Source organism: Mycolicibacter heraklionensis (genome assembly GCF_019645815.1).
Lineage (GTDB): Bacteria > Actinomycetota > Actinomycetes > Mycobacteriales > Mycobacteriaceae > Mycobacterium > Mycobacterium heraklionense.
The window spans coordinates 3,372,475-3,384,321 of the sequence record NZ_CP080997.1 but is presented as its reverse complement, the minus strand read 5'-3'; the positions used below and the strand labels follow the sequence as shown (position 1 = coordinate 3,384,321).

General features: G+C 65.1%; 12 protein-coding genes. 9 read left to right on the top strand and 3 right to left on the bottom strand.

All coding sequences use genetic code 11. From position 1 onward, the window contains the following. Positions 1-58 precede the first annotated feature (58 nt). The 6 genes from K3U94_RS15990 to K3U94_RS15965 all read left to right on the top strand — a co-directional run bounded on the left by K3U94_RS15990 (position 59) and on the right by K3U94_RS15965 (position 5,375). On the top strand, positions 59-730 hold the full coding sequence (locus tag K3U94_RS15990; RefSeq protein WP_220694347.1) for a DedA family protein: 672 nt from the start codon (positions 59-61) through the stop codon (positions 728-730). Positions 731-1,129: 399 nt separating this feature from the next. Beyond that, positions 1,130-1,369, top strand: a complete 240-nt coding sequence (locus tag K3U94_RS15985; protein ID WP_047319007.1) for a redoxin NrdH — start codon at positions 1,130-1,132, stop codon at positions 1,367-1,369. 55 nt (positions 1,370-1,424) lie between these two features. Further along, a complete protein-coding gene (gene nrdI / locus K3U94_RS15980) occupies positions 1,425-1,883 on the top strand; it encodes a class Ib ribonucleoside-diphosphate reductase assembly flavoprotein NrdI (RefSeq protein ID WP_220694346.1) in 459 nt (152 codons plus the stop codon). Continuing rightward, a complete protein-coding gene (gene nrdE / locus K3U94_RS15975; RefSeq protein ID WP_220694345.1) occupies positions 1,850-4,021 on the top strand; it encodes a class 1b ribonucleoside-diphosphate reductase subunit alpha in 2,172 nt (723 codons plus the stop codon). Before nrdI ends, nrdE begins: the two co-directional genes overlap by 34 nt. A gap of 27 nt (positions 4,022-4,048) precedes the next feature. Continuing rightward, positions 4,049-4,825 carry an NUMOD3 domain-containing DNA-binding protein gene (locus K3U94_RS15970; RefSeq protein ID WP_082134031.1) on the top strand — a complete coding sequence of 259 codons (777 nt, stop codon included), beginning with the start codon at positions 4,049-4,051 and terminating at the stop codon, positions 4,823-4,825. Between the two features lie 280 nt (positions 4,826-5,105). Beyond that, entirely contained in the window at positions 5,106-5,375 is a 270-nt protein-coding gene (locus K3U94_RS15965) for a hypothetical protein (protein WP_220694344.1), read from the top strand. Positions 5,376-5,486: 111 nt separating this feature from the next. Here K3U94_RS15965 and K3U94_RS15960 read toward each other — a convergent pair whose 3' ends face one another. Then, positions 5,487-5,873, bottom strand: a complete 387-nt coding sequence (locus K3U94_RS15960; protein ID WP_220694343.1) for a DUF5997 family protein — start codon at positions 5,871-5,873, stop codon at positions 5,487-5,489. A 28-nt stretch (positions 5,874-5,901) separates the two neighbouring features. Here K3U94_RS15960 and K3U94_RS15955 point away from each other — a divergent pair, with 28 nt between their 5' ends. Beyond that, entirely contained in the window at positions 5,902-6,615 is a 714-nt protein-coding gene (locus K3U94_RS15955; protein WP_220694342.1) for a LysR family transcriptional regulator substrate-binding protein, read from the top strand. 126 nt (positions 6,616-6,741) lie between these two features. Here the strand turns inward: K3U94_RS15955 and K3U94_RS15950 are convergent, their stop codons facing one another. Continuing rightward, entirely contained in the window at positions 6,742-7,923 is a 1,182-nt protein-coding gene (locus K3U94_RS15950) for an NAD(P)/FAD-dependent oxidoreductase (protein ID WP_220694341.1), read from the bottom strand. A gap of 66 nt (positions 7,924-7,989) precedes the next feature. Between K3U94_RS15950 and K3U94_RS15945 the strand changes: the two genes are divergently transcribed. Beyond that, entirely contained in the window at positions 7,990-8,727 is a 738-nt protein-coding gene (locus tag K3U94_RS15945; protein ID WP_220694340.1) for a TetR/AcrR family transcriptional regulator, read from the top strand. 57 nt (positions 8,728-8,784) lie between these two features. Further along, positions 8,785-10,311, top strand: coding sequence for a PE-PPE domain-containing protein (locus K3U94_RS15940; protein WP_220694339.1), 1,527 nt, complete (start codon positions 8,785-8,787; stop codon positions 10,309-10,311). A 12-nt stretch (positions 10,312-10,323) separates the two neighbouring features. Here K3U94_RS15940 and K3U94_RS15935 read toward each other — a convergent pair whose 3' ends face one another. Next, positions 10,324-11,706, bottom strand: a complete 1,383-nt coding sequence (locus K3U94_RS15935; RefSeq protein WP_220694338.1) for a cellulase family glycosylhydrolase — start codon at positions 11,704-11,706, stop codon at positions 10,324-10,326. Positions 11,707-11,847: the final 141 nt, after the last annotated feature.

Below are 11,847 nucleotides of genomic sequence, written 5' to 3'. Positions count from 1 at the left end.
CCACCGGGCCCGTAACGTTCTCAGCGGTCCCACAGCGCCTGGCGGACAAGCTGGCGCCATGACCGGAATGACTACCAATCCAGATACGTTGATCGCCACGTTCGGTCTGCTGGGCGTGCTGGCGGTGGTGTTCGTCGAGACCGGTCTTCTGGTGGGGTTCTTCCTGCCCGGCGACTCGCTGCTCTTCACCGCCGGGGTGCTGGCCGCTCAAGTTCACCCGGCGGTTCCGATCTGGCTGCTGGTGCTGACCGTGCCGGCCGCCGCGATCGCCGGCGACCAGTGCGGCTACCTCCTGGGGGCCAAGGCCGGGCCGGCGGTGCTGGAGACGCGCGGCGCCCGACGGCTCGGCCGCCACCAGGTGGATCGGGCCCAGCGCTACTTCGCCACCCACGGCAAGGCCACGGTTTTTCTGGCGCGCTTCGTGGCGGTGGCGCGGACCCTGACGCCGGTGCTGGCCGGGGCGTCCGGAATGCGCCACCGAACCTTCACCGGCTACAGCATCGCCGGGTCCTTGGCCTGGGGTGCGGGCGTTCCTTTGCTGGGGTATCTGCTCGGCGGCATCGGGTTCGTCCGCGCTCACCTCGACCTGGTGCTGCTGGCCGTCGTCGCAGTGTCGCTGGTACCGGTCCTGCTGGGCGTCGTGGGCGGCCGCCTGAACCGGCACAACGGGCGTCCGGCTCCCGCCGATGCGGCGGATCTGCCGGAATCGGTACCTGCCGGGATGCGCTGATTTGGGGCCCTTCCGGCTTTGCTGGCAGGCGGTTGACGGACGCCGGTATCGACCACTTGTCGGTGCTGGGTGGTAGACCTGCGGTTATGAAGCGAGAGTCGTTCAACTGTGAGATGCGACACGCCGACGCGGACGGCGCCGCAAGCTTACGACCAGCGAATTTCAACAATGTCGTTCAGAACATCTAGTATTAACCCCAAGGGATGACCACTAGGTGTAGTGTTCGGGGGACCGACAGGCCCGGGATCTTCCAGCTATCCGGACCGCGGCAACCGGCACCTAATCGGTGCTCTGCCACGGCTGCGGAGCTGGAAAACGGAAAGTCCTGGCGGCCCGCTGAACATAGTGCCCGATCTGTCATCCGTTCGTTGTCGACGATTCGCTGAGGAGTCTGCCGCCATGAGCATCACTGTCTACACCAAGCCCGCGTGCGTGCAGTGCAACGCCACCTACAAGGCGTTGGACAAGCAGGGCATCTCCTACGAGAAGGTCGACATCTCGCTGGACCCCGACGCCCGTGACTACGTGATGGCGCTGGGCTACCTGCAGGCCCCGGTCGTGGTCGCCGGCGACGAGCACTGGTCGGGATTCCGGCCGGACCGCATCAAGGCGCTGGCGCAGACCGCGCTCAGCGCGTAGACCGGTCGCCGGTCGGGTACGGGTGGAGTCTGACTGAGAGCTGAAGGAGGTCGCCATGTCTGCCGATTCAGAATGCAGCCTGGTGTATTTCTCCTCGGTGTCGGAGAACACCCACCGCTTCGTGCAGAAGCTGGGCCTGCCGGCCATCCGGATCCCGCTGCACGGACGCATCGAGGTCGACCACCCCTACGTCTTGGTCCTGCCGACCTACGGCGGCGGACGTCAGCAGCCCGATATGAACGAGGGCGGCTACGTGCCGAAGCAGGTCATCGCTTTTTTGAACAACGAACACAACCGGCGGTTGCTACGCGGCGTGATCGCGGCCGGCAACACCAACTTCGGTGCGGAGTTCTGCTATGCGGGCAATGTGGTGTCCCGCAAGTGCGGAGTGCCGTACCTGTACCGATTTGAATTGATGGGAACCGACGAGGACGTGCAAGCCGTCCGCGCGGGCTTGGCCGATTTCTGGAAGGACGAGGCATGCCACCAACCGCTGCAACTGCAGAGCAGGTAACCGCAACCACCCGCAGCGCTCCGGTGGGCGAGCTGGACTTCCACGCGCTCAACGCGATGCTCAACCTGTACGACGCCGACGGCAAGATCCAGTTCGACATGGATGTGCTGGCGGCCCGTCAGTATTTCTTGGAGCACGTCAACCAGAACACGGTGTTCTTCCACAATCAGGACGAGAAGCTCGACTACCTGATCCAAAAGGAGTACTACGAGCGCGAGGTGCTCGACCAGTACTCGCGCAACTTCGTCAAGTCGCTGCTGGATCGGGCCTACGCCAAGAAGTTTCGGTTCCCGACGTTTCTGGGGGCGTTCAAGTACTACACCTCCTACACCCTGAAAACCTTCGACGGCAAGCGCTACCTGGAGCGGTTCGAGGACCGGGTGTGCATGGTGGCGCTGACCCTGGCGGCCGGTGACACCAAGCTGGCCGAGCAGCTCGTCGAGGAGATCATCGACGGCCGCTTCCAGCCGGCCACCCCGACCTTCCTGAACTCCGGCAAGAAGCAGCGCGGCGAGGCGGTCAGCTGCTTTTTGCTGCGCATCGAAGACAACATGGAGTCCATCGGCCGGTCGATCAACTCCGCCCTGCAGCTGTCCAAGCGTGGTGGGGGAGTCGCGTTGCTGCTGAGCAACATTCGCGAGCACGGCGCGCCGATCAAGAACATCGAGAACCAGTCTTCCGGGGTCATCCCGATCATGAAGCTGCTGGAGGACTCGTTCTCCTATGCCAACCAGCTGGGCGCCCGTCAGGGTGCCGGTGCGGTGTACCTGCACGCCCACCACCCCGACATCTACCGCTTCCTGGACACCAAGCGAGAGAACGCCGACGAGAAGATCCGGATCAAGACGCTGAGCCTGGGCGTGGTGATCCCCGACATCACCTTCGAGCTGGCGAAGAAGAACGAGGACATGTACCTGTTCTCGCCCTACGACGTCGAGAAGTTCTACGGGGTGCCGTTCGCCGACATCTCTGTCAGCGAGAAGTACTACGAGATGGTCGACAACTCGGCTATCCGCAAGACGAAGATCAAGGCGCGCGAGTTCTTCCAGACCCTGGCCGAGTTGCAGTTCGAATCCGGTTATCCCTACATCATGTTCGAGGACACGGTGAACCGGGCGAACCCGATCGCCGGCAAGATCACCCACTCGAACCTGTGCTCGGAGATCCTGCAGGTCTCCACTCCGTCGGTGTTCAACGATGACTTGTCGTACGCCAAGGTGGGCAAGGACATCTCCTGCAACCTGGGTTCGCTCAACATTGCCAAGGCGATGGACTCGCCCGACTTCGGCCAGACCATCGAGGTCGCCATCCGGGCGCTGACCGCGGTGTCGGATCAGACCCACATCTGGTCGGTGCCGTCGATCGAGCAGGGCAACAACGAGTCGCACGCCATCGGCCTGGGGCAGATGAACCTGCACGGATATCTGGCTCGGGAGCGGATCTTCTACGGTTCCGAAGAAGGCATCGACTTCACCAACATCTACTTCTACACCGTGCTGTATCACGCCCTGCGCGCATCGAATCGCCTTGCGCTGGAACGGGGTCAAGCGTTCGTGGGCTTCGAGCAGTCCAAGTACGCCACCGGTGAGTTCTTCGACAAGTACACCGAACAGGTGTGGGAGCCCAAGACCGCGCGGGTGCGCGAGCTGTTCGCCGACGCGGGCATCCGGATTCCGGACCAGAATGATTGGCGCCGGCTCAAGGAGTCGGTGCAAGCCCACGGGATCTACAACCAGAACCTGCAGGCCGTTCCTCCGACCGGGTCGATTTCCTACATCAACCACTCGACGTCGTCGATCCACCCGATCGTGGCGCGGGTTGAGATCCGCAAGGAAGGCAAGATCGGCCGGGTCTACTACCCGGCGCCGTACATGACCAACGACAACCTGGAGTACTACCAGGACGCCTACGAGATCGGCTACGAGAAGATCATCGACACCTACGCCGCGGCCACCCAGCACGTGGACCAGGGGTTGAGCTTGACGCTGTTCTTCAAGGACACCGCGACCACGCGCGACGTCAACCGAGCGCAGATCTACGCCTGGCGCAAGGGAATCAAGACGTTGTACTACATCCGGCTGCGGCAGATGGCGCTGGATGGAACGCAGGTGGAGAATTGCGTCAGCTGCATGCTGTGACGCCTGGTCGCTGAAGGCCGGGACGCGGTGCCCCTCGAATCGCCGGGCGGAGGCCTGATCTACGGGGTCAGGCTGCGATCGGATTCGCGGTATCGTTATGTCGGCCTCACGACGAAAAGGGCGCAAGTACGGCTTTGCCAGCATTTGAAGGAAGCCGCTGCCGGGAGGAAGACCCCGTTCTACGACTGGTTGCGTAAGCAGGATCGCGACAGCGTGATCGTGGATCAGCTGGATTGGACGGATGACCTCGATGAGCTCGGTGAGGCCGAGATCGCTTGGATAGCCCTCCTTCGGCATGAGGGGCATCCTTTGCTGAATATTGCTGCTGGTGGACTTGGGCCGACAGGAGTGGAATGGACCGCGGAGATGCGGGAGGCAGCGAGGATCCGATCGACCGGTCGTAAGGTTCCTAGCCGCTTCGGCGAGGAGAATCCGTTCTATCAACGGGAGCACTCTGCGGAGCAACGGGCGAAATGGTCAGCCGCACGTAAGGGCACAAACGTCGGCCCTGACAATCCGAACTACCGGAAGTTTGGTGCTGACCACCCCAGCTTCGGCCACGTAATGTCGGCGGAGGCGAAGGCCAAGCTCTCCGAGATGAGGAAAGGCGCCGGAAACCCAAATTTTGGGAGAACCGCGAGCAAAGAGACCCGCGCCAAGATGTCAGCGGCGAGGAAGGGTCGCCCAATGCCGTCGAGTCGACGCAGCGCTCATACGCGCTATCACACGAACAAGGGCGCCTTTAGGGACACGTGTCCGTACTGCCTTGATGAGCAGGCGCAGCTGCCACCGCCATCTGATTAGTTACTTTCGAAGGGGCAAGTGACCGGCTCGTATCCCACGACAGAGGTGTCGCAGGAGTTGAAGCTTCGCCAAACTCGACAAACGCCTTGCCCAAACAGCAGAGCCGAGCAGCCAGTGCGCCCGTCACAGAATTCGTCGGCTAGGGCGCAGGTGCAGGCTTTGCGGTCGGGGGATGTTCCATGCCCGCAGGGCAGGGTTCTCCGGCGGCGGTGTAAAACGGTTGACCCGACGGGGCGTAGCAGGGCGGAAGGCCAGCGGTCTGCTGCGCGGCGATTTCATCGTGGCTGGCGAGTGGTCGGTCGATCGCACCGCCGACGGCACCGGCGGTGGCACCGGCGATGACATCATTGGCAACGGCGCCCAGCAGGCCTGGGCCGCAGGGGCCGGGCACGAAGATCGGGCCCAGGATGCCCGGGCAGATCCCGGCATGTGCTTGGGGCACTACCCCAGCCGGCGCAATGGCCAGGGCGGCAGCCGCTGCGGCGACGGCTGCCAAGGAACGTGCAATACGGCGTTTGCCGTGCATGGCATGCCTTCCTGTGAGGGATGATTGGCCGATAGGCTACCCGAGACTGGATCTGTGAGTGCATGTCTCGAATACGACGATTTGCCCGCGGTACTGCTGGGTCTTGGGCCCCATCAAGCCTGGGGACGCCTCGAATCAGCCCTTGCCAGCCTGCTCGGAATGCAGCGCCTTGATGCGCCGCTGCTCGCGCAGCACCGACTGGTAGTTCTCACGTTCGGCGACCAGCCACTCCGGCTTCTCCTCGAGCAGCTGACCGATCTGTTCGGTGGTCAGCACGTTGTTCACGCCGCTACGCGTGAGACCGGAGATCGAGATGCCCAGCTTGGCCGCCACCAGGTTCTTCGGGTGCGGCCCGTTCTTGCGCAGGTCCTTGAGCCACTGGGGCGGGTCGGCCAGCAGGGCGGCGAGCTCGCTTCGGGTGATCGCGTTCTCTTGGAACTCGGCGGGCGTGGCGGGCAGGTAGACGTCCAGTTTCTTGGCCGCCGTAGCGGGTTTCATGGACTGTGCGTTCGGCCTGCTCATGGCGTCAGCCTATCGGTAGCCTGATGCGGTGAACCCGCCTTCCCTCACCCTCGGCTACGTCCCCGGTGGGACGCCCGCGAAGTGGGCTCGGGTCTGGGCGGAACGCCATCCGGACGTCCCACTGCTGCTGCACACCGTCGCTGCGGCGGACGCGCCCGCGGCGGTACGAGCGGGCACCGTCGATGTGGCGGTGCTACGTACCCCGATTGACGCGTCCGGACTGTCGGTCATCCCTCTCTACGAGGAGACGACCGTGGCCGTGGTGCCCAAGGAGCACGTCTTCAACGCCGTCGACGAGATAACCGCGGCCGACCTCGACGGCGAGCCGCTGCTGCTCCCACTCGACGACGTTGTCTCTTGGGCGGACGCTCCCGGAGCGCGGGTCGAATACCGCCCCGAAACCACCGAGGCGGCAATAGAACTCGTCGCCGCCGGAATGGGTGCGCTGATCGTTCCGCAGTCGTTGGCTCGGTTGTACCACCGTAAAGACCTCACCTACCGGCCGATCACCGATGCGCCCACCTGCCCGGTGTCGCTGGCCTTCAGCCAAGGAGCGCAGTCCACGCTGGTCGAGGAGTTCGTCGGCATCGTGCGGGGCCGCAAACCCGGCTCGTCGCGGGGACAGTCGCAGCCGGCGCCGAAACGCAGCGCACGGGAGAAGACCCTTGCCAAGCAGGCGGCCCGAGCGGCGGCAGGCAAGGTCGCTCGCAAGCCGGGCGGGGCCGGACGCGGTCGACGCTGAGGCGCCGACCCAATACCCGCGACAGTGAATCTGCCGACGCCGCAACGGCGTGGCGCGTCGTGAGATTCACACTCGGCGCGAGGGGCGGCGCGAGGGGCGGCGCGAGGGTCGGCGCGAGGGGCAGCCTCAGTGGGTGTGCGCCGGCCCTTCCTGGCCCTTGTAGAGCCGGGCGAGCATCAGATCGCGGAACCGCGCGTTGTCCAGCAGCTTGAGGCCGGCGTTGGCCAGGGCCGGCTTACCGGCCAGCTTGTGAAAGAACCGGCCGCGCTTGTACTCCCGGCCCCAGGCCGCTTCCATCCGCTGGGCGTAGTTGGTGAAATCGTCGGGCCCGCCGTTGGTCAACGCTGCGACCGCGCACTCACCGGCGGCCAGCCCCGACTCCAACGCCTTGGAGATCCCGGCGCCCGAGGTCGGCCGGCCCGCACCCAAGGAGTCCCCGGTGAACAGCACCCCGGGCCGCCACGGCGGCCACGCGGTGAAGCCCATCGGCAGGCGCCAGGCCCGCACGGTCTTGGACTGCTTGAGTTCGGTGATCGACGGCAGTTCCCACTCGCGGGGCAACGTCTCGAGAAAGTCGCCGAGGAAGTGCGTGGCGTTGATGGCCTGCCAGTTCTTGTAGCTGTTGACGTAACCCAAGCCGATGTTGACCCGGCCGTCACCCAACGGGAACACCCACCCGTAGCCGGGCAGCTGGTCGCCCTGAAAGACCAGCTTCATGTAGATGTCGAGGGAGTCGACGTCGGGCCGGACGGCGGACATCTCGGCGCGGATCGCGATCGCGGAGTAGCCGTTGTAGTCCGAGTCGAGCTTCAGCGCCCGCTTGATCGGGGAGTAGGCGCCGTCCGCGGCGATCACCGCATCCGCCAGCACCTTCTCGCCGCCCTTGAGCAGCACCCCGACGACCCGACCGGTGTCGTCGAGCACCGGTCCGGTCGCCTCGGCGGACTGCCGGACCTCGGCACCGGCCGATTCGGCGTGCTTGAGCAGCAACGTGTCCAGTTCCGGGCGGCGGGCGACGTAGCCGTGATCGGGCATGCCGGGCCGACGCGGAAACGACAGCTCCCACTCGCTCGGGCTGAACACCTTCACCCGGTTGACCCGGTGAAACTTGTCGATCTGCTCGGCCAGGCCCATTTTCTGCAGGTAGCTCACCGCACGCGCGGTCAGGCCGTCACCGCAGGGCTTATCCCGCGGGAACTCAGCCTTGTCCAGGACGACGACGCTCGCGCCGGCCTGCCTGGCCTGCCAGGCGGCCGCCGACCCTGCTGGACCTCCGCCGACAACTGCAAGGTCGAATCGCTGCACCACAGCCGCGATGTTAGCCGACGGCCGGTCTGCCCAGGTCAGCGGCGGCAACGCTGTAAGGTGCTTGGCGTGCGCGGAACGACGAGACCCAAGCCGGCCGAAAACGGCGGGCAGAAGGTCGACGCGCGCAGCGAGCGCTGGCGCGAACACCGCAAGAAGGTCCGCAGCGAGATCGTCGACGCCGCCTTCCGGTCCATCGACCGGCTCGGCCCTGAAGTGAGCGTGCGCGAGATCGCCGAGGAAGCCGGTACCGCCAAGCCCAAGATCTACCGGCATTTCGCCGACAAGGACGACCTGTTCGAGGCCGTCGGGGCTCGGCTGCGCGACGACCTGTGGACGGCGATCTTCGCCTCGATCGACGTCGCCACCAACTCGCTGCGCGACATCGTCCAGCGCAGCGTCGAAGAGTACGTCACCCTGGTCGACGAGCACCCCAATGTGCTGCGGTTCTTCATCCAGGGGCGGGCGCGCGCGCAGGCCGAGTCGAGGATGCGGGCACTCAACGAAGGCCGGACCATCACCCTGGCGATGGCCGAGATGATCAACAACGAACTGCAGGACCTGGACCTCAACCGCGGGGCGCTGGATCTGGCCGCGTTCGCGGCCTTCGGCAGCGCGACCTCGGCCACGGACTGGTGGCTCGGGCCGGAATTGGACAGCCCGCGGCGCATGCCCCGCGACACCTTCGTGGACTACCTGACGACGATCATGATCGGTGTCGTCGGCGGCACCGCCCAGAACCTCGGCATCGTGATGGACCCCGATCAGCCGATCCAGGCGGCGGTCCGGAGTCGACCGGTCGCCTGATCAGCGATCCGCCTGAATCACGCCCCGAAACCTGATAAATGCCGTATAAACGGCTGAATGAAACGCAATAACGCCTGGCGGACGGGTTCCGGACTCCTGTCGGCGGTCACCGCAGCAGCACTGGTCGTGCCGGCGACGCAGGCGACAGCGATGCCCGATGTGACCACGGCGTTGGCGGTCGCGCCGACGGCGTTGCCCACCTTTCCGTTCGGGGGTCCGCCGGGTGACCCGTACGCATGCATGGCGGCGGAGGTGTTCGGGTGCTCGATTGTGTTCGGCGGCAGTGGCATTCCGATACCGCACCAGGACTACATCGACGCGGTCAACGAGCGCTTCATTCAGCCGTTGCATCCCGGGTTCACCCCGCAGGCCCTGTTCACCCCGGAGGGACTGCAGCCGTTCACCGGTGTCAAGACTTTGCCGCTGGACGTTTCGATGGCGCAGGGATTGACGATGCTGCAGCTCGCCGTCGAGAAGCAGTTCGACTTGGGACATGCGGTCAACCTCTACGGCTACTCGCAAAGCGCCTCGATCGACACGCTGCTGATGAGGCAGTATCTCGCGTTGCCCGACGATCAACGGCCCGACGCAGACCAGCTGACGTTCACGTTCCTGGGCAACCCCAACACCCCCAACGGCGGGCTGATGCAGATCTTCAATCTGCCGGAGTTCGGTGGATCGGTGCCCATCGCCTCACTGGGCTTAACCCTCAACGGCGCAACCCCGGACGGTCCCTGGGCCACCAACAATTACACGCTGGAATACGACGGGTTCGCCGACTTCCCGCGCTACCCGCTGAATCTGCTCGCCAACCTCAATGCGGTGGCTGGGATCCTCTACACCCACGATCAATACCCGATGCTGCCGATGACACCCGACGGCCAGCTCGCCAATGCGATTCTGCTGCCGGGCTCGGTGGACTACGTCGGTGAGCTGCCCGACGGCGTGACGGCGAGCACGGCGACCAACTACTGGATGATCCCGACCGAAGACCTGCCCTTGCTGGAGCCGTTCCGCGGCAGCGCATTCGGGAACGCGATCGCCGATCTGGTGCAGCCAGCTCTGCGAGTGCTGGTCAACCTCGGCTACGGGCAGATCGAACACGGCTGGGACACGGGGCCGGCAAACGTGCCCACCACGATCGGGTTGTTCCCGGACGTCAACCCCATGGATGTCTTGACCGCCTTGGTCAACGGTGCGCAACAGGGCTGGCAGGATTTCGTTCACGACTTGGGTTCGCTGTCGTCAGCCGTCGCGGACGAGCCCGACACGGGCGTGGACATTGCTGCGTTCTCGATGCCCAGCCTCATCGACATCGGCAATGCACTCGGCGGCTCGCTCTCCGCGATCAACGGGGCGCTGATGGTGACCGGGGACATCCTCACTGCACTGACTACCACCCTGCCGGCCGCCATGGCCCAGGTCTTCTTTTCCGAACTCTCCCAGGGGGACCTCATCGACGCTGTTGGTCTTCCGCTGGCCGCGGCCACCGGGCTCGGGTCGCTGGCGGCGGGCTTCGAGTTGATCGGAATCATGCACGCGACGTCCCAGATTCAGGCGGAATGGGCGGGCCTGTTCGGCTGAGCGAGCGCGCCGTTAGAAGCCGAGGTCGAGCAACACGCTGATGGTGTCCACGACCAGTGGTTTGGTGGCCTCCAGGAATTGGGTCGTGGTCGCGGTGATGAAGTCGGACAGCGCAGTGAACGCCTGCTGCAGCGGCTCCGGCAGCACTTGGTAGATCGCCGCGACGATGGCGTTGGGGATGATCAGCCCCTGGTTGATCACGCCGGCGACCATCGTGGCCAGCTGGAGGTAGACCACCTCGGCGTCGGGCAGCAGGGGGGCGGTGTAGTCCGGCAGGGTGCCGTTGGCGTTCGCGGCGATGAGGTTGGCCAGCACCTCGGCAGCCAGCTTCGGCGTGCCGTCGTCGGTGAACAGCCCGAAGTTGCCCTCGTGGTTGAGCGCCCCGGTCACCAGGTCTTGCGCGCTGTAGACGAACGCCGGCCCGGCGAAGGGGAGCTTGGACCAGGCGATCAGGAAGTCTTCGAGGAAATTGGCTTGTACGGTCTCGCTCACACCGAACACCGGGGTGGTGGCATTGCCGTACTCGGTGGCCCAGATCTTCAGGTCGCCGTCACCGTTGGCGGCCATGATCGCATTCAGTGCCTGGACCTGTTCCAGAGGTGAGTTCGTCACGCCCAGGCCCGCGGAGAACGGCAGCGTGTAGTGGTAGGGGTGGTAGCTCACCGCGTCGAAATAGCCGTGCGCCCCGCTGGCGTACATCTGCTCCAGGAAGTCTTGGGGACTGACGCTGAGCCCGGCGATGGTGGTGGTGGCGCCCAACGCTCCCGCCAGCACGGTGGCGTCGGGGTCGGCCGCTTTGATCGCGGTGTAGGCGGCCTGCAGCACGGTGGTGTAGGTCTCGGCGCTGACCGGGGAGTAGAAGATCACCCCGTTGGGCTCGTTCCAGATCTCATACGACGAGATCTCGGCGCCGTAGCGTTCGGCGACCTCGGCGGCGAAGTTCGCATACGCGGTCGGGTCGGGTGCGCCCGAGATGAGGGGGCCGTCCCAGGCGGGGTTGCCGGTGATGGCGGCGGTGATCGTGAAGCCCATCGAATGCGCCGTGTTGATGACGTTGTCCATCTGGGCCCAGTCATAGCTGGTGGCGGTGGGCTGAATGTAGAGCCACGGCACGCCCAGCCGCAGATCGGTGACCCCGAGGTCGCGGATCTCGCTGAGCTGGGCGACGAGGTCGGACTGGTTGAGGTTGTACAGATCGGAGTCCGCCACCCCGAAAACCTGGGTGGTGACATCGCTGGTCTCGGCGTTGACGAGGGTGATCGTCGCCAGCTGGATCACCTGCGGGGTCGGGATCGGCGGGGCGGCAACGACGTTGGCCGCAGGCACGCTGGCGGCGCCGGTGAGAGTTGAGACGGCTAGGAGGGCCGCGGCGAGGGCCGTTTGGATGCGACGCACGGATATCAACTACGGGACCGCCTCGACAGTGATGGTGAGGGTTGAGGGTATCGCCGACGCGGGAGAAATTTCAGGTCAAGCAGAAGACGCCCTCAAGTGGGGTGGCCGCGCCGTTGACGGACTCAGGCCCGGCAAACACAC